Annotated in this window: 15 protein-coding genes and 1 tRNA gene; 10 read left to right on the top strand and 6 right to left on the bottom strand. The window is 63.5% G+C overall.

Annotation, left to right across the window (positions count from 1 at the left end; all coding sequences use genetic code 11):
* Window positions 1-128: 128 nt before the first annotated feature.
* Together JWV26_RS03055 and JWV26_RS03050 are read left to right on the top strand one after the other, a co-directional pair.
* The gene (locus JWV26_RS03055) at window positions 129-1019 is read left to right on the top strand and encodes an NAD(P)-dependent oxidoreductase (protein WP_093050272.1); all 891 of its coding nucleotides are present in this window, start codon (window positions 129-131) and stop codon (window positions 1017-1019) included.
* Window positions 1016-1801 (top strand): hydroxypyruvate isomerase family protein, encoded by a 786-nt coding sequence (locus JWV26_RS03050; RefSeq protein ID WP_206418362.1) that lies wholly within the window; start codon window positions 1016-1018, stop codon window positions 1799-1801. The genes JWV26_RS03055 and JWV26_RS03050 overlap by 4 nt, the downstream gene beginning before the upstream one ends.
* Before the next feature lie 149 nt (window positions 1802-1950).
* On the opposite strand, the gene JWV26_RS03045 is transcribed toward JWV26_RS03050, so the two are convergent.
* The 3 genes from JWV26_RS03045 to JWV26_RS03035 all read right to left on the bottom strand — a co-directional run bounded on the left by JWV26_RS03045 (window position 1951) and on the right by JWV26_RS03035 (window position 7631).
* The gene (locus JWV26_RS03045; RefSeq protein ID WP_206418361.1) at window positions 1951-4131 is read right to left on the bottom strand and encodes a putative bifunctional diguanylate cyclase/phosphodiesterase; all 2181 of its coding nucleotides are present in this window, start codon (window positions 4129-4131) and stop codon (window positions 1951-1953) included.
* A 64-nt stretch (window positions 4132-4195) separates the two neighbouring features.
* Complete coding sequence (locus JWV26_RS03040) at window positions 4196-6367, bottom strand: hypothetical protein (protein ID WP_093050281.1); 2172 nt, start codon at window positions 6365-6367, stop codon at window positions 4196-4198.
* A gap of 286 nt (window positions 6368-6653) precedes the next feature.
* Window positions 6654-7631 (bottom strand): zinc-dependent alcohol dehydrogenase family protein, encoded by a 978-nt coding sequence (locus tag JWV26_RS03035; RefSeq protein ID WP_079783164.1) that lies wholly within the window; start codon window positions 7629-7631, stop codon window positions 6654-6656.
* A 146-nt stretch (window positions 7632-7777) separates the two neighbouring features.
* On the opposite strand from JWV26_RS03035, the gene JWV26_RS03030 reads away from it, so the two are divergent.
* Both JWV26_RS03030 and JWV26_RS03025 read left to right on the top strand, forming a co-directional pair.
* Complete coding sequence (locus JWV26_RS03030; RefSeq protein ID WP_175488637.1) at window positions 7778-8503, top strand: substrate-binding periplasmic protein; 726 nt, start codon at window positions 7778-7780, stop codon at window positions 8501-8503.
* Between the two features lie 83 nt (window positions 8504-8586).
* Complete coding sequence (locus JWV26_RS03025) at window positions 8587-9732, top strand: PQQ-dependent sugar dehydrogenase (protein WP_072426334.1); 1146 nt, start codon at window positions 8587-8589, stop codon at window positions 9730-9732.
* Between the two features lie 214 nt (window positions 9733-9946).
* Here JWV26_RS03025 and JWV26_RS03020 read toward each other — a convergent pair whose 3' ends face one another.
* On the bottom strand, window positions 9947-10138 hold the full coding sequence (locus JWV26_RS03020) for a hypothetical protein (protein ID WP_072426333.1): 192 nt from the start codon (window positions 10136-10138) through the stop codon (window positions 9947-9949).
* Between the two features lie 240 nt (window positions 10139-10378).
* On the opposite strand from JWV26_RS03020, the gene JWV26_RS03015 reads away from it, so the two are divergent.
* From JWV26_RS03015 to JWV26_RS03005, 3 genes are all read left to right on the top strand, one after another.
* Window positions 10379-11221 (top strand): CvfB family protein, encoded by an 843-nt coding sequence (locus JWV26_RS03015; RefSeq protein WP_003462310.1) that lies wholly within the window; start codon window positions 10379-10381, stop codon window positions 11219-11221.
* Between the two features lie 54 nt (window positions 11222-11275).
* A tRNA-Thr gene (locus JWV26_RS03010) sits at window positions 11276-11351 on the top strand.
* Window positions 11352-11492: 141 nt separating this feature from the next.
* A complete protein-coding gene (locus JWV26_RS03005; protein WP_072426332.1) occupies window positions 11493-11819 on the top strand; it encodes a hypothetical protein in 327 nt (108 codons plus the stop codon).
* A gap of 4 nt (window positions 11820-11823) precedes the next feature.
* Here the strand turns inward: JWV26_RS03005 and JWV26_RS03000 are convergent, their stop codons facing one another.
* Window positions 11824-12870, bottom strand: a complete 1047-nt coding sequence (locus JWV26_RS03000; RefSeq protein WP_072426331.1) for a GGDEF domain-containing protein — start codon at window positions 12868-12870, stop codon at window positions 11824-11826.
* 108 nt (window positions 12871-12978) lie between these two features.
* Complete coding sequence (locus JWV26_RS02995) at window positions 12979-13389, bottom strand: GNAT family N-acetyltransferase (protein WP_206418360.1); 411 nt, start codon at window positions 13387-13389, stop codon at window positions 12979-12981.
* Window positions 13390-13531: 142 nt separating this feature from the next.
* Here JWV26_RS02995 and JWV26_RS02990 point away from each other — a divergent pair, with 142 nt between their 5' ends.
* From JWV26_RS02990 to JWV26_RS02980, 3 genes are read left to right on the top strand one after another with little or no spacing between them, the layout of a single operon-like run.
* Window positions 13532-14320 (top strand): PP2C family protein-serine/threonine phosphatase, encoded by a 789-nt coding sequence (locus tag JWV26_RS02990; RefSeq protein ID WP_074916830.1) that lies wholly within the window; start codon window positions 13532-13534, stop codon window positions 14318-14320.
* A gap of 16 nt (window positions 14321-14336) precedes the next feature.
* Window positions 14337-15815: a serine/threonine-protein kinase gene (locus JWV26_RS02985; RefSeq protein ID WP_206418359.1), complete on the top strand. Its 1479-nt coding sequence runs from the start codon at window positions 14337-14339 to the stop codon at window positions 15813-15815.
* 15 nt (window positions 15816-15830) lie between these two features.
* Window positions 15831-16739 carry an FHA domain-containing protein gene (locus JWV26_RS02980; protein WP_072426327.1) on the top strand — a complete coding sequence of 303 codons (909 nt, stop codon included), beginning with the start codon at window positions 15831-15833 and terminating at the stop codon, window positions 16737-16739.
* Window positions 16740-16794: the final 55 nt, after the last annotated feature.

Here is a 16794-nt window from a genome sequence, read left to right as displayed (position 1 = left end):
TCTCCGGTTCAATAGCGGGGAAGGCGCGCGGAGTATAGTGGCCCGACGCCGCCGATGCAGCCCCGGCAGCACACAACTGACTCCGGGGTTAAGATGCGCGCTGGATACGAACTGCCTGGAGTTGATCGATGACTGCAACGCTGCCCGCCCTGGCCTTCGCCGGGATTGGTCTGATGGGCCTGCCGATGACCCGCCGCCTGCTCGCCGCAGGCTATCCGCTGACTATCTGGAACCGCACGCCGGACAAGTGCGCGCCGCTGCTGGAGCTGGGCGCGCATCGTGTGGAGAACCCCGCCGAGCTGTGTCGCGACGCCAATGTGGTGATGCTCTGCCTGGCCAATACCGAGGTGGTGCGCGAGGTGGTGTTCGGCCCGGGCGGCATAGTCGAGGGCGCGCGGCCGGGGCAGTTGCTGGTGGACTTTTCCAGCCTGGAGCCGGCAGCCACCCGTGAGATGGCCGCCGAGCTGGAGGCACGTACAGGCATGCGCTGGGTGGATGCGCCGGTTTCCGGCGGCACGCCGGGCGCCGAAGCCGGCACGCTGGCGATCATGGCTGGCGGCCGGGAAGAGGATGTGGAGCGCGTGCGCCCGGTGTTGGCGCATCTGGGCCAGCGTCTGACGCGCATGGGGGAGGTGGGCGCCGGGCAGGTGACCAAGGTGTGCAACCAGATGATCGTTGCCTGCAATGCGCTGGTGATCGCCGAAGTGGTGGCGCTGGCCGAGCGCTCCGGCGTCGATGCCAGCCTGATCGCCCCGGCCCTGGCCGGCGGTTTCGCCGACTCCAAGCCGCTGCAGATCCTCGCGCCGCAGATGGCAGCGAGCCAGTTCGAGCCGATCAAGTGGCATGTACGCACGTTGCTCAAGGATCTCGACACCGCAGTGAAACTGGCGCGCGAACAGAGCAGCTCCACGCCCATGAGCGGCCTCGCCGCGCAACTGATGCGTCTGCATGGCAGCCAGGGCAACCTGGAACGCGACCCCGCCACTCTGGTGGAGCTGCTGCGGGAGCAGTGCCCATGAAGATCGCGGCCAACCTGTCCATGCTGTTCACCGAGTTGCCACTGCGCGAGCGTGTGCTGGCGGCGATGACGGCGGGTTTCGATGGCGTGGAAATTCAGTTTCCCTATGAGTTGCCAGCGGTAGCCCTGAAAGAAGTGCTGGAGTTGACCGCTCTGCCGCTTGTGCTGATCAACGTGCCGGCAGGCGATCTGATGAGTGGTGGCCCCGGCCTGGCTAGCGTGCCGGCGCGCCAGGCCGAGTTCGACGCCGCCCTGCAGGAGGCGTTGACCTACGCCGCCATGGCGCGCCCGGCCTGCATCAATGTGCTGCCCGGCCGCCTGGCCGAAGGCGTGAGCCGCGAGCAGGCGCTGGATTGCCTGGCCGCCAACCTGCGCAAGAGCGCCGAGGCCTTCGCGTCGTTGGGTATCCGCGTGCTGGTGGAGGCGATCAACCCGATCGACATGCCGGGCTTTCTGATCAATACGCCGGAGGATCTGGATGCGCTGCTGCGTGCAGTGGATCACCCGAATCTGGCCGTACAGTACGACCTCTACCATATGGCGCGTCAGGGGCTGGACGTGGCCGCAGGCATGCGCCTGCTGGCCGGGCGCATCGGTCATGTGCAGTTCGCCGACGTGCCGGGGCGTGGCGCGCCAGGTACCGGCGAGCTGGCGTTCCCCGCGCTGCTCGGTGCGTTACGTGACAGCGGTTACAGCGGCTGGCTGGGCGCCGAGTACAAGCCGGGCGAGGTGGGTACGCAGGCGAGTCTGGGCTGGTTGGCGCAGTGGCACCTGCGCATGTAGGGTGCGTTGTGCGCAGCGCGATTCACATGATGGGTGGTTGGACTGGTGATGGGTATTTGGCTCGGTGCGCACGGCGCACCCTACGACGTATTGGTGTATCGCGGTTTGGGTAGGGGGCGCCGCGCGCACCGGATGTTTGCCTCAGGATCCTAGAAGCGCATGCCCACCCGTTCCAGCGGCCGGTAATGCGGCGGGAAGCGGGCCAGAATTTCTTCCAGCGGTACCGGTTTGCTGAACAGGTAGCCCTGCACCTGATCGCAATCGCGTTCCTGCAGGAACGCCAGCTGCTCAGCGGTTTCCACGCCTTCGGCGACGACCTTCAGATGCAGGGCGTGGGCCATGGCGATGATGGCGTGGACGATCTCGCGGTCCTGACTGGAGTGGGCCACGTCCTGAATGAAGGAGCGGTCGACCTTCAGCGTATCCAGCGGTAGGCGGCGCAGGTAGGCGAGCGAGGAATAGCCGGTGCCGAAGTCGTCGATGGACAGGCTGACGCCCAGTGCGCGGATATTTTCCAGCAGGCCTATGGCGCGATTGATGTTGCTCAGCAGTGCGCTCTCGGTCACCTCCAGCTCCAGGCAGTGAGCGGGGCAACGCGTCGCGTTCAACAACTGCTCGATGCGCCCAGGCAACTGATCGTTGGCCAGGTTCAGCGCCGAGCAGTTGACCGCGATCTTCAACCCCGGATAGCCGAGGCGGTCCAGGCTGTTGAGGTCGAGACAGGCGCGGCGCAACACCCAGTTGTCGAGCTGATCGATGAAGCCGTTGGCTTCGGCGATGGCGATGAAGCGCTCGGGTGTCAGCAAACCGTGCTGTGGGTGATGCCAGCGCACCAGGGCTTCGAGTTTGCTCAGCACGCCGCTGCGCAGATCGATGATCGGTTGGTAGAACAGGGTCAGGCCACTGTCCTGCTGCAGGGCCTGGCGCAGGTCTTCTTCCAGTTGCAGCTCGAACGAGGCCTTCTGCTTCAGGTGCGGATTGAAGAAATGCACCACGTTGCGCCCGCTGCCCTTGGATTGATACAGCGCCAGATCGGCATGCTTGAGCAACTCGTCGGCGTTGCCGCCATCCTGCGGGAACAGGCTGATGCCGACGCTGGTGGTCATCACGATCTTGCGTCCGGAAAAGCTGATCGGCTCTTTCATGTGCTCCAGCATGCGTGCGGCCAGCGCGCGTGGGTCGGCGTTGCTGTCGAGGCTGGCGACCACGCAGAATTCGTCGCCACCGAAGCGCGCGATGATGTCGCGCTCACGCAACGCACTGCGGATGCGCTGCGCCACCACGCGCAGCAGTTCGTCACCGGCATCGTGACCGAGGCTGTCATTGATGCGTTTGAAGTGGTCGACATCGAGGAACATCACCGCCAGGCTGCGGCCGGTGACCGCGTGTTCGTCCAGGGTGGCGGCGAACACCCGGTTGAAGCCACGGCGGTTGAGCAGCTCGGTCAGGGGATCGAAATGCGCCACCTGCTCCAGCGAGGCCTTGGCCTGATCGAGCTGCACCAGCAGGGTATTGACCCGTTGCAGGTCGCGCTCCTTGTCGTCGAGCTTACGGCCGGCCCAGGCCGCGGCCAGGCTCAGGCTGAGAATCAGCAAGGTGATGGAGGCGACGATAAGCACCAGTTGCACGCTGTTGTCGGCGCTGCGCAACTGCAGCGGCGTGCCGTCCGGCACCACCAGGTTGAGTGCGGCCATGCCGGTGTAGTGCATCGAGGCGATCGCCGCGCCCATCACCAGCGCTGCGGAATACTTCAGCCAGCGTTGGCGAAGCTGCGAGCCATGGCGCACGTAGCGGTTGAGCAGCAGCGCGGCGAAGCTGGCGCTGATGGCGACGACGATGGACAGGGTGAACAGGCCGCCGTGGTAGTAGGCCTGGGCCTCCGAACGGATCGCCGCCATCCCGCTGTAGTGCATGGCGCTGATACCCAGGCCGATGATGCTGGCGGCCAGCAACTGGCGGCTCAGGCCGGGACGCGGCATGGCCATGTAGTACACGGCCAGGAGGGCGGCGGCCAGGGCCACCAGCAGCGACAGCACGGTGGTGGCGAGGTCATAGCGAATGGCGACAGGCGTCTGGAAGGCCAGCATGCCGATGAAGTGCATGGACCAGATGGCGCCGGCCAGGCACAGCCCGCCGAGCAGCCCCCAGACCAGACGCATGCTGCGCCTCAGGACGTTATCGAGGTGCCTGGCGATGGTCAGCGTGCTGAGGCTGCCGACGCTGGCGATGACGTATGACAGTGCCACCAGCCAGGGATCGTGTTCGCAATTGAGCAGGAGCTGGCCCTGCTCGGGTAGGTCGGCTAGAAAGCGGATCGATAGTCCTTCCATAGTCCCCCCGCTTGGCGGCGGCTGGCGTGCCTTGATCAGTGAAGCACAGGCACGCGCGTACCACCTATTTTCCGTAATCGTTGAGCGAGATCACCCGGGTCTTGCCGATGCGGTGGCGATAGATTTCGCGCAGGTACTTGATCGCCTGTTTGACACTTTCGCGTGTCAGGCGGATGTCATTGATCGAAACGAATTTCTCCGTGTCGTGGATCAGCTCGCGGTACTTCTTCTCGTACATCGGTTTGATCGCATACCAATTGGTGTCGAGGATCTTCGCCGGGTCTTCGTGCTCGTTGAGCATGGCGTCGAGCTGCGCTTCGTTGAAGCGCTCGGAGACGATGAAATCGAGCATGGCGTCGTCCAGGCTGTCGTCGAAGCGGTACTGGTCGCGGGCGAAGCAGCGCTTGATGTAGGCGACGATCAGGGTCAGGAAGTCGTCCGACAGGCACGGGCTCTTGACGATCAGGGTGGTCAGCGACAGGTTCGCCGAGGCGCCGATTACCAGCGCGTAGCGCTTGAGCGTGGTGTTGGGGAAGAGGTTGTTGAGGTGGGTCTTGAGCCGGTTCAGGTCCATGTAGGACAGCTTGTAGTCCTTGGGCAGCGAGACGATGGACACCACCGAGGAGCAGTTCTTGAAGAAGTGCAGGTCGCTCAGTTGCGTGGCGTCGTAGCCGCTGGACTTGTACTGCTCCAGCGCCTGGCGATAGCGCTTGGACTCGATCGGCAGCAGGCTGATGCCTTCGATGGCCTGGGTGACCTTGTTGAAGTGCGGCAGGTCGATGGAGCGGAAGAACAGGTCGTCGATGTTCAGCCGTGGCGGGCTTTGGTCCTTGTCCAATACGCGGAATTTCTCCGAGAGTTGGGCATGCTGTTCGGGCACCACGGATTCGGCGTAGGCCACGGCCACCGGGCCGGCCAGGCTCATGAACAGGTCGTTGGCGTCGAGGCGGATGGTTTCGCCGATATCGATGCCGGCGCGGCGGAAGTAGTTCTGGTCGTAGTCGCTGGTCACCGCCTGGGCAGTTAGGATGTTGAAGATCTGCTGCGAGATGTACTGGTTGGCGTGGCGCTCCATGGCGGTCACGTCGATGTTGTGGATGCTGCCGTCACCGCTTTCCTCGGCGTAACGCATGATGTCGTTGGAGATCAGCATCATCGCGTTCCACGGGCGGATGCGGCGCATCACGCTTTCGGCGCTGTTCTGCTCGTTGTCGAAGTTGTAGGAGAAGTCCCATTCCTCGGCCAGGTACTTGCACAGCAGGCGGCCGGCGTTGATGTGCAGGGCCTCTGACATCTCGCTGCGCTGGTCGGAAATGTTCGGCAGGATGCAGATGCCGCTGGTGAAGATCGGTTCGAAGACGAAACCACGTTCGCGTTCGGCCTCGCCATCGTCCGGCGTTTTGCTGTCGAAGGTCTTGCTCATGTAGGCGAACTGCTGCGCCAGGCCGAACTCCGAGGCCATGCCCGAGCCGGTGCCGCCGCCGGCGCTGAAGATATAGAAGTACAGCCGCGACTGGTTGGCCTTGATCCCGCAGGAATCGATCAGGTAGCTGTGGATGAACTTCCAGTCTTCGTTGGAGAAGCGCTGGGTGTCCTTGTTAAGGATGATCTTGGCCAGGTACTGACCGAGGATCGGCGCGTTACCGGCACCGCCGGCATGCACCTCGGACAGGTCCATGATCTTCATCTTGCTGTAGTCGTCGAGAAAACCGCTCATCTCGCCCTTGCGCGAGAAGCGGATGCGCCCGGCGATGTCCTTGTCCAGGTCGCCGAGCATCACCAGCGGCTCGATCAGGAATACCGGCTTGCTGCTCTTGCGCGGCGCGCGCAGCAGGTTGCTGCGAATCCAGCGACTGGGGCGTGAGGCCTGCTCGATGGTGGCAGTGGCTTCGCTGTGAAACTCTTCCAGATAGAACTGGCGCGCGTTGTAGACCAGGGAGGCGACGTCCAGGGCGATGTTCGAGCCGCAGCGGCCAAGGCCGATCAGGCACACCGAGGGAAATTGCTGGATGCGGCTCGACTCGCCTTCGTCCAGCGGCTCGCCCAGCGGGAACACCATGTTGCGCAGGCCATCGAGGTTATCGAGGATGCGCTCGATATCGCGTTCGGTGAAATACAGATACTGCTCGCCGCTAACGCTGTGCCCCGGCAGCGCGGGTGGCGCCAGCAGGTTGTCGGCGATATCGGCCAGGGTGGCTTCCTTTGCGGGGGCTACGGCGTCTTTTTTAGTTTTCATCAGTGACAGTCCGGCGAGTCAGTGGGGTATTGGCCATTGGCCATAAAATGACCAACCCCATAGGTTCTAGCACGGAAAAAAGTACTTTGCCTTATTCCCCACGGATATCAGCTGCTTTGGCTGGGCGGCTTCGCGCTGCACATAAAGCAGGCGCATGGCAGTGGCCTGCCCTGCACAGGGCGTACTCGCCGCAGGCAAAACGCCGTTGGGGGGCGGTAGGAGAGAGGGCGCCCCTAGGGGAACAGGGGCGCCGGGTGCACGTCGGAGGCAGGGTGCGCTGTCAGTCTCAGGGCACCAGCAGAATCTTGCCGTCACGCTCGCCGCTGGCGGCAGCGGCTACGGCGTCCTTGATGTGTTCCAGGTCATAGGTCGCCGCGACGCGGGTCTTCAGCTTGCCGCTGGCGATCAGTTGCACCAGTTCGCCGAACACCTTCATCTGTTGCGCCGGGCTGGCCTGCTGGAACCACTTGGCCAGCCAGAAACCGCGCAGGGTCACGTCACGGAACACGAACGAGGCGGGAGAGACCTGGCAGGCCTGGCCGCTCATCATGCCGTAGTTCACCAATACACCGCCGTTGGCCAGCACTGCGGCCAGGTTGTCGGTGCTGACGCCGCCGACCGCATCGATACCCAGGCGAACTTCGGCGCCGCCAGTGGCTGCGCGCACACGCTTGGCCAGGTCCGGGCCGTCCACCAGCACCAGATCACCGCCCTCGGCCTCGACGCCGGCAATGGCCGAATCACGGCGTACCACGTTGATGGTCTTGAAACCGCGCAGCTTGGCCAGCTGAATCAGATAGCTGCCGACGCCGGAGTTGGCGGCGTTCTGGATCACCCAGTCGCCCGGCTTGAGGTCGACGAATTCGCTGAGCAGCAGCGAGGCAGTGGGTGGGTTGACGGTAAGCATGGCCAGTTGCAGCGGGTCGGCATCCGGCAGCGGGATGAGTTTTTCCGCCGGAGCATTCAGAGCCGTGACCCAGGTACCGCAACCGACCGGCAACAGCACGGTCTGGCCGACCTTGAAGTTGCTCACGCCTTCACCGAGCGCCTCGACCTTGCCGACGCCTTCGTTGCCACCCACGGCCGGCAGTGGCGGCAGCATGCCGTAGGCGCCGGTCAGGGTCAGCACGTCGGACGGGTTGATCGGTGCAGCCAGTACCTTGACCCGCACTTGTCCGGCAGCGGGTTCCGGCAACTGCAGTGGCACCGCGCTGATCACGTCCTGCGGCACCGGGCCGCGTTGTTGGTATTCGGCTTTGAGCATGGTCTTGATCTCCTGAAGGCAGGCGCAAAATGCGTGCAGCCAGTCTAGCCGCGATAGGGCAAAGCGGAATGAATCGGCCGGCATCCATTCTGGTTATGAGGGGCGCATGGGGGCTATGCTCTGGCAGAGCCGTTGCTGGAGGTAGCATGTTCAGAGGGTGGATGGTGGTGCTGTTGTCGTGCTGGGCCGTAACGGCGACGGCGCAAGCGCTGCACGTCGGCTTCGGCACGCACAAGCCGCCTTATGTCTACGAAGGTGAGCCGCGTGGCCTGGAATATGAATTGGTGGAGCGTGCTGCGCACAACGCCGGTTTTGAAGTGACCGCCTATTACGCGCCGATAGAGCGCTTGCACCTGATGCTGCGCCGCGGCGAGATCGACGCCATTACCACCACTCACGAGCGCAGTGGCGTGCAGGCCTTCTATTCGGACGTCTACATCCATTACCAGAACGTGGCGGTGGCGCTGGCCAAGCGCGGATATCGCATCGAGCAGATCGCCGACCTCGGTCAGTACGCGGTCAGCGCCTTTCAGCGTGCGCGACTGCTGATGGGGCCAGAGTTCGAGCGCATGGCCATGAACAATCCGCGCTACCGTGAGGAGGCGCTGCAGATCAATCGCAATCGCCTGCTCTACAGCGGCCGCACCGATGTGGTGGTGGGCGACAAGCGCATCATCCGCCACCTGGATCGCGAGGTGGATGATCAGGTCGACGTGACCCAGCCACTGGCCTGGTTCGATATTTTCCCACCGACGCCATACCGTGTCGGCTTTCGCCGGGACGAACAACGTCGGCGTTTCGACGAGGGCCTTCGTATGCTCAGAGAGAGCGGCGAATACCTGCGTATCGAGCAGCGCTACCTGAACGACTGAAACCTGAGGAAACTTTTGCGGGGCTGCCACGGCTGAGGGGCTGTTGCACTATGGCCGCCTGTCTGACGCATGGAGACGCCACGATGCCGCGCCTGAAACCCCTCGCAGCCCTCGGTCTGCTCGCACTGTTTGGTTATCAGTACAGCTTCGCCGAAGACCGCCAACTGAGCTCCGAATTGGGGCCGTTGAACGTTCACACCGTCGCCGAAGGTCTGGCCAACCCCTGGGCCGTCGCCTTTCTGCCGGATGGCCAGGGTTATCTGGTCAGCGAGCGGCCAGGTGCCTTGCGCCGGGTAAGCGCCGAGGGCGAGGTATCGCAGCCACTGCGCGGCGTGCCCAAGGTCTTCGCCGTCGGCCAGGGCGGCCTGCTCGACGTGGTGCTGTCGCCTGACTTCGCCGAGGACCGCCTGGTCTATCTGTCCTATGCCGAGGAGGGCGACGGCGCGGCAGGTACGGCCGTAGGGCGTGGCAAGCTGTCGGCTGATGCCACGGCGTTGGAAGGCTTCGAAGTGATCTTCCGCCAGCAACCCAAGCTGTCCAGTGGCACGCACTTCGGTTCGCGGCTGGTGTTCGACCGCGACGGCCACCTGTTCATTGCCCTGGGCGACAACAACAATCGCCCCACCGCGCAGGACCTCGACAAGCTGCAGGGCAAGCTGGTGCGCATCTTCCCGGACGGGCGCATTCCCGAGGACAACCCCTTCGTCAGCCGCGACGGCGCGCGTGAGGAAATCTGGTCCTACGGCCATCGCAACCAGCAGGGTGCGGCGCTCAACCCCTGGAGTGGTCGCTTGTGGACCCATGAGCATGGCCCGCGTGGCGGCGACGAAATCAACGTTCCCGAAGCGGGCAAGAACTACGGCTGGCCACTGGCGACCCATGGCATCAACTATTCGATGCTGGCGATTCCCGAGGCCAAGGGCAAAACCGTGGCTGGTACCGAGCCGCCGCATCACGTCTGGGAAAAATCACCGGCCATCAGCGGCATGGCCTTCTACGATGCCGAGCGTTTCCCGGCCTGGCAGCACAACCTGTTCATCGGCGCACTTTCCGGCCAGGCGCTGATTCGCCTGCAGCTCGATGGCGACAAGATCGTGCATGAGGAACGTCTGCTGCAATCGCTCAACGCACGGGTACGCGACGTACGGCAGGGGCCGGACGGCTATATCTACGTGCTGACGGATGCGCCGAAAGGGCAGTTGCTGCGCCTGGGGCTGACGAGCGAGTAAAGGGTGCCTCTAAAAACGTAGGCGAGGCAGTCAGCGCAATACCGATGGCGGCCCCGCAAAAACAGGCGAAAAAGCGCAGTTTACGAGTTGTAAATGAGCATTTTGATCGGACTCGCGCACGAGCCTGTTTTTAACGCAGCGATGACAACGCAGGTAGTTTTAAGAGGTGCCCTGAGCGGGGAGGGGCTGGGTGTGCGATGCACACCCGAGGCGATCACTTCTTGCTGATGGTGATCTGGCGAGTGCCACCGTAAGTCTGGCCGCTGACGCCCTTGGCGATCTGCTGGATCTCGCCGCCGCCCTGCAGGAAGGCAGCAATCTGCGCCTCGATGGACTCGCGGGTTTCCACGGCAGCGGCGGGTTTGCTGACTTTGCTGGAGGAGGACTTCACGCGCAGGGTGGCCATGACCTTGATCTCTTTCAGAAGGGCGGCCGGCCATTATGCCTCAAGCGGCCCCTTTCTGCTTGGTTAATCGCCCCGGTGAATACCATAAGGCTGCGCCTGGCCAGCTTTTCGCGGCAACTTATGGCTTGTTTCCCAGTCACTTACACCACCATTCGACCGGCCGTCGATTCGCTACGACGCCGGCCCGGTCGCGGATTAACTCGGGTAGAATGGCCGGCTGTTTTGGTGAGGTGAAACGCGATGGCCTTGATTGGGCGGATGAATTCTTTGCAGGTGGTCAAGCACACCGACTTCGGTCTGTACCTGGACGGTGGTGCGGATGGCGAAATCCTCCTGCCCAAGCGCTACATCCCCAAGGACACGCCGAGCGAAGTCGATGACTGGCTCAACGTGTTTCTCTACCTCGACAGCGAAGACAAGCTGATCGCCACCACGCTGAAACCGAAGATCCAGCTCGGTGAGTTCGCCAGCCTCAAGGTGGTGGACATCAACCGCGTCGGCTTGTTCTTCGACTGGGGCCTGCCCAAGGACCTGCTGCTGCCGCATTCTGAAGAGAAGCGCCCGCTGCAGATCGGCGACTACTGCGTGATCTACCTCTACCTGGACAAACGCACCCGTCGCCTCACCGCCACCGCGCGCCTGGATCGCCACCTGGACAAGGTGCCGGCCAACTACCAGGTCGGCCAGGAAGTTGACCTGCTGGTGGTCGAGCGTACCGACCTCGGCTTCAAGGCCATCATCGACGGCAAGCACTGGGGCCTGATCCACAAGAACGAGCTGTTCAAGTTCATCCGCAGCGGTATGCGCGAGAAGGGCTACATCAAGGAGCTGCGTGCTGATGGCAAGATCAGCCTGAGCCTGCAGCCCATCGGTCACGAAGCCGCCAGCGGCCTGGCCGAGCAGATCATCGAACGACTGCGTGCGCAGGGCGGTGTGCTGGCACTGGGTGACAAGAGCCCTCCGGAACTGATCTCCGAGCATTTCCGGGTCAGCAAGGGCAATTTCAAGAAGGCCATCGGCGGTCTCTACAAGCAAGGCCTGATCCGCATCCACGATGATCGCATCGAACTGCTCGACAGCTGACGTCGTAGCGACTTGAGCGCGAGCGTGGCAACTCGCATAATGCCGACGTTTCCCGCCGGTGTAGCTCAGTCGGTAGAGCAGCGCACTCGTAACGCGAAGGTCGTAGGTTCGATTCCTATCTCCGGCACCATTTCCAGCAAAGGGTCAGCTTCGGCTGACCCTTTGTCGTATCAGCGCTGAAAATTCCCTCGCGTTACTGTCAAAGCCGGTGTGATGATGATTTTCGGCTCAGGCGCGTGACGTCTGGCCCTGACTCGAAGGGGAGTTGCTCATGTTCATTCGCTCGCTTGTCCTGATCCTGGCGACGGCGTTCGCCAGTGCTGCGTTCGCCGATCAGCCGCAGACCATTCGCGTCATTCCCAAGAGCTACGTCAGCCCAGGGGCCAGCGGTAGCGTCTCGGGTTCTTCAAGGTATGAGCAGCACAACCTCTATGGCGGGCAGCGTCTGCCGCAGGGCAGCGTGCGTCAGGAAAGCAGTTATGGCAGCTATTCCAGCGAAAGCCGTGGGGGCATCCGCCAGAGCACCGAATATCCGGGCGGGCTGATCATCGAGCGCCAGCCCGGCAGTGGCAGTTATCAGCAGCAGCGCAGCCGCTGACGCCTCAGCGGCTCTTGGCAGTCTTGCTCTGATCGTTTGAAGCGTCGGCGATCACTGCGCGATTGCGCCCCTCGCTCTTGGCGCGATACAGGCATTCATCCGCGCGCTGCAGCCAGCTCTCCCAGTGCTCGCCACTATGTAGAATGGCGCCGCCGATGGAGACGGTCACCGCGCCGCCTGGGCTTTTGAGCTCCTGCGCCACCCAACTGAGCAGATTCTGCGCCGCGGCCTGCAGGCCCGTCAGCTCGGTGTTGGGCAGCAGCAGGAGAAACTCCTCGCCGCCAAAGCGGAACAAGCGATCTTCCTTGCGTGAGCAGCGTTTGATCAGTTCGACGAAGGCCACCAGTACCTGGTCGCCGACGTGATGACCGAAGCGGTCATTGATCTGCTTGAAGTGATCCAGATCCATCACCAGCAAGCCGTAGCTGTCGCTGTGGCGGCGATGGCTGGCCATGGCGATCTTCAGTTCTTCGTTCATCGCCCGGCGGTTGCGGGCGCCGGTCAGCGGGTCATGAATGGCCAGCGATTGCAGCTGGTCGCGCTGGTTGCGGGTGCGAAAGGCGAAGATGAAGCTGAGTACGCTGGCCATCATGCAGGTGACCAGGAACGACACCATCTGGTAGTGGCTTTCGAACACGCTGCCAGGTACCAGCAGGGCATGGCTGACCAGGCTGACCAGCACCAGCGCAGTGGCCAGCAGGGCCTTGCCAGGGGTGACCATGAAGAAGTTGAAGAGGATCAGCGGATAGATCCAGAACAGGCCGTTGACCCCCAGGTTGATGGCGATCAGCGTGGCGCCGACAGAGAACACGGCCGCCAGGTAGATACCGGGCTTGACCGTGTCGCGGGTGACCCAGGCATAGAGCACGGCGAACAGTGTGGAAAAGACGATGACGGTGTCGGCGATACCGACCAGGTAGTTGCCGTGTAGCAGGCGGTAGACGGCATAAGGCGAGATGCCGATGACCCCGAACAGCCCCATCAGGGTGATGATCGATAGCTGGAAATCGTTGCGCAGGCGCTTCAGCAAGCGAGCGGTCTGGGTAGCCATAGCGTTTCTTTTCGTTGTTATGGAACAAGCATGCAGAGCTTTGACCGCTAATGGCAAGGGGCATTCCTGAGCAAAGTGCCAGTATTTTCGCCCAGGCCGATAGGCTGCTCAGTGGATGCGCAGCGAGACAAGCGATTTGTTGCGCTGATAGCGGGTCAGCCGCTCGGCCAGCTCGGTCGGCAGGCTTTGACAGTCCTCGAAACCCAGGCGCTGATAGAAGCTGCGCAGCTCGGGATGACAGAACAGCCAGACGGGCTCGAGATGCAGCGCCAGGCTGTGGCCGAGCAGCGCTGCTGCCACGCCTTGGCGTCGCAGCGCAGGGGCGACGAACAGGCCGGTCAGCCACTGCCCGCCTGCTAGCGGGCGAAGGCTGAGGGCGGCGACGATCTCGCTGGCGCTTTGCGCCACCCACAGTTCATCCCCCGCCTGGCTGCGCATCGGCGAGCGGTGGTCGCGGTAGAACTTGTCGACCAGAGGTCGCAACTGCAGGGGAAGACAGCGAAAGCGCGGTGTGATCATGGGTTCAGGCGGGAAGCATCTGGCGGCGTATTTAACCATCGCATTTTGGTTAACGGTTGCGCATTTACGGCCTTGCGGGCGGTGACAGCCCGTTCACGTCGCCGCATCATGGGTAATCGCATTTTGCTCAAGGATTCGCCGCGTGTCTCAGCCTTCCCCTGTATCCGTGGTGTTCGCTGCGCAGAGCGTTGCCGGCCAGGTACGCACGCATAACGAGGATGCCGTGGTCTGTCGTCCCGATCTGGGGTTGTGGGCGCTGGCCGATGGCATGGGCGGGCACGCGCGTGGCGAGGTGGCCAGTGCCCTGGCGCTGGAGGAAGTGGTGGGTGCCGTGCAACAGGGCGAGGAGCTATTTGCAGCGGTGCATGCCGCCCATCTGGCAATCATAGCGGCGGCGCAGCCTGGTGCGGGCGAGGCCGGCATGGGCAGCACCCTGGTTGCCGTGCGCCAGGACGGGGATGAATTCGAGCTGGCCTGGGTCGGCGACAGCCGCGCCTATCGCATCGGCAGCGAACATATCGAGCAGCTCAGTCACGACCACAGCTGGGTCCAGGCCATGGTCGACGTTGGCCGGATGAGCGCCGAGGAGGCGCGCGAGCACCCGCGCCGCAACGTGATTCTGCAGTGCCTGGGGCAGGTCGGGCAGGCGCCTGAAGTCGGTCTGCTGCGGGTCCGACTGGCGCCGGACGAACTGCTGCTGCTGTGCAGTGACGGGCTGACCAACGAGCTGGACGACGCTGCCATCCAGCGCTGTTGCGCCGAAGCGGACACGCTGGAGGCGATGGTCGAGCAACTGGTGGGGCTGGCAAATAGCCATGGCGGCAGAGACAATATCAGCTGCATCGTCCTCGGCCTTGGCCCGACGACCGAACCCCGCGAAGTGCCGATCCCCGGTCTGCTGCGCAAGCTGTTCAAATCCCTTCAACCCTGAGCGCCAGTCGAGCCGCATGAGTCAGCCTTCCATCAGCGTACCCGGTTACAGCATTCATCACCGCCTGGGCAAAGGCGGCATGGCCGAGGTCTATCTGGCTACCGAGCAGGCGTTGCAGCGCCAGGTGGCGCTCAAGGTGCTGCTGCACCGCGAGGACGCAGCCTTCACCCAGCGCTTTATCAAGGAAGGTCATACCGTCGCCTCCCTGCAGCATCCTTCGATCATCACCATCTACCGTATCGACCAACTGGATGACGGCCGCCATTTTCTCGCCATGGAGTACCTGGCGGGCGGTGATCTGGCTCAGTACAAGGGCCAGCGCCTGGAGCCGGCGCGTGCGCTGCGTATCGTCCGGCAGATTGCCAGCGCTCTGGCACTGGTGCACGACAAGGGCCTGGTGCACCGCGACATCAAGCCCGGCAATATCCTCTTTCGTGACGATGGCACCGCGGTGCTCAGCGACTTTGGCGTGGCCAAGGAGCTGCAGCTCGACAGCGAACTGACCGAGTCCGGCATAGTCGTCGGCAGCCCGGCCTACAGCAGCCCCGAGCAGGCGCAGTGTCAGGCGCTGGACGCGCGCAGCGACATCTACAGCCTGGGCGTGATCCTGCTGGAAATGCTCAGCGGGCATAACCCCTTTCGCGGCGGCAACTACACCCAGACCCTGATGAACCAGCTGCAGCTGCAAGCGCCGCCGTTGCCGGAGCCGCTGGGCGAACTGCAATGGCTACTCGACCGCATGCTGGCCAAGGACCCGGAAGATCGCTTCGCCGACTGCCACGTGCTGCTGGCCAGCCTCGATGAGCTGCAGGACGCCGATCAGGACCAGACCCGTCTGAGCCCGGCCGTCAGCCTGCTGCCTCGTCCCTCCCGGCGGCGCTGGCTGCCCTGGGCCGTGCTTGGCCTGCTATTGCTAGCCGTGGGGAGCATAGGTGGCTACTACTGGCAGCTGCAGCAGCGCATCGCCGGGTTGCTCGCCCTGGCTGAAACGCGTTTGAGCGAGGGGCACCTGCTGACCCCTGCGCAGGACAACGCCGACTACTATTTTCGCCAGACGCTGGCCTTGGACGAGGACAACCAGCAGGCCAACGACGGTTTGCAGCGCGTGCTGCAGGCACGTATCCAGCAATATCTCGACCTGGCCGAGCAACGCCTCGCCGAGGGCTTGCTGATCCTGCCGGAGGACGACAGCGCGGTGCATTACTTCCGCCAAGTGCTTGGCTGGGAACCGGACAACCTGCTGGCCCTGGCTGGCATCAACCGGGTGGCGCAGCGTTTCATCGAACAGAGCGAGGCCGCCTATGCGCGGCGTGAATACAACCTGGCGCTGGAACAGATCAAGCAAGGCCTCGAGGCCGAGCCCGACAACGAACGGCTGCTGGCCCTTTATGACAGCCACGAACAGCGCGTGCGTCAGGCGGCGAGCCGCCCACGCAGCGCGCAGCCGGCCCAGCAGAACCCGATCAAGCGCTTGCTGAACAACCTATTCGACTGACCCGAGGCGACCACGATGCTCAGACTGCAGTTTCTGGATAACCGCCAAGCGCCGGTCTGGCTGACCGACGAACGCCTCACCATCGGTCAGGACAGCCGCAACCAGCTGGTGCTTGGCGATGCCGGAATCGCCAGCTTCCACGCCGAGATCCGCCAGGATCACGGCTACTACTACCTGAGCGATGCCGGTCAGGGCGCAACCTGGGTCAACGACCAGCGTGTCGGTACGCGCTTTCAGCTGCGCGATGGTGATCGCCTGCGCCTGGGCGCCGTCGAGCTGCAGCTGATCGACCCGGCGAAAAGCGCTGCCCGGCCCGAGGCTGCTGCGCCGCGCTGGTTTCTGCAGGTGATCCAGGGTGAGCACCAGGGGCGCAAGTTTCATATCCACGGCTCGATGACCTTCGGTCGTTCGAGCAAGTGCGAGCTGTGCTTCAGCGATCTGGAACTGTCGCGCCGGCATTGCGAGTTCTTTCTCAAGGACGACGTGCTGGAGGTCAAGGACCTTGCCTCGGCCAACGGTGTACTGGTCAACCAGCAGAAGGTCAGGACCGCCGTATTGCAACCTGGCGATCAGTTGAAGATGGGCACGGTGACGCTGCTGGTGATCGGGCCGAAAGTGAACGTGAGCGATGCGCCCGACGAGGATGCCACCCAGTTCATGCGCGTGGCGGACCTGCCGCCTGCGCTGGCTGCCAAGGTGGCTGGCGGTGGCGCTACGCAGATCGCCCCGGTGCCGCAGGTAGCAGCGCGTGCCAGCGCCAAGGCAGTGCCGGCGGCTGCCAATCCGCTGCGTGCGGCTCAGGCCAAACCCGCGCCCGTTGCCGCGCCACCGGCGAACAGTGCGGGCAAGCTGTGGCTGGGCGGAGTCGTATTGCTGCTGATCGGCGTGGGTCTTGGCGCCGTCTCGATGCGCTTATTGGGTTGAGGTATACGCGGGTTGGTGCGCACGGCGCACCCTACGGGTAGTTGCCGTACGGTGA

The organism is Ectopseudomonas toyotomiensis, assembly GCF_017167985.1.
GTDB lineage: Bacteria > Pseudomonadota > Gammaproteobacteria > Pseudomonadales > Pseudomonadaceae > Aquipseudomonas > Aquipseudomonas toyotomiensis.
Note: the sequence above shows the minus strand (reverse complement) of the source record. Positions and strands in the feature narration are given on the sequence as shown.

Coding starts and splice junctions, on each gene's coding strand:
- JWV26_RS03055 (WP_093050272.1), top strand. CDS start 129: ATGACTGCAACGCTGCCCGCCCTGGCCTTCGCCGGGATTGGTCTGATG.
- JWV26_RS03050 (WP_206418362.1), top strand. CDS start 1,016: ATGAAGATCGCGGCCAACCTGTCCATGCTGTTCACCGAGTTGCCACTG.
- JWV26_RS03045 (WP_206418361.1), bottom strand. CDS start 4,131: ATGGAAGGACTATCGATCCGCTTTCTAGCCGACCTACCCGAGCAGGGC.
- JWV26_RS03040 (WP_093050281.1), bottom strand. CDS start 6,367: ATGAAAACTAAAAAAGACGCCGTAGCCCCCGCAAAGGAAGCCACCCTG.
- JWV26_RS03035 (WP_079783164.1), bottom strand. CDS start 7,631: ATGCTCAAAGCCGAATACCAACAACGCGGCCCGGTGCCGCAGGACGTG.
- JWV26_RS03030 (WP_175488637.1), top strand. CDS start 7,778: ATGTTCAGAGGGTGGATGGTGGTGCTGTTGTCGTGCTGGGCCGTAACG.
- JWV26_RS03025 (WP_072426334.1), top strand. CDS start 8,587: ATGCCGCGCCTGAAACCCCTCGCAGCCCTCGGTCTGCTCGCACTGTTT.
- JWV26_RS03020 (WP_072426333.1), bottom strand. CDS start 10,138: ATGGCCACCCTGCGCGTGAAGTCCTCCTCCAGCAAAGTCAGCAAACCC.
- JWV26_RS03015 (WP_003462310.1), top strand. CDS start 10,379: ATGGCCTTGATTGGGCGGATGAATTCTTTGCAGGTGGTCAAGCACACC.
- JWV26_RS03005 (WP_072426332.1), top strand. CDS start 11,493: ATGTTCATTCGCTCGCTTGTCCTGATCCTGGCGACGGCGTTCGCCAGT.
- JWV26_RS03000 (WP_072426331.1), bottom strand. CDS start 12,870: ATGGCTACCCAGACCGCTCGCTTGCTGAAGCGCCTGCGCAACGATTTC.
- JWV26_RS02995 (WP_206418360.1), bottom strand. CDS start 13,389: ATGATCACACCGCGCTTTCGCTGTCTTCCCCTGCAGTTGCGACCTCTG.
- JWV26_RS02985 (WP_206418359.1), top strand. CDS start 14,337: ATGAGTCAGCCTTCCATCAGCGTACCCGGTTACAGCATTCATCACCGC.
- JWV26_RS02980 (WP_072426327.1), top strand. CDS start 15,831: ATGCTCAGACTGCAGTTTCTGGATAACCGCCAAGCGCCGGTCTGGCTG.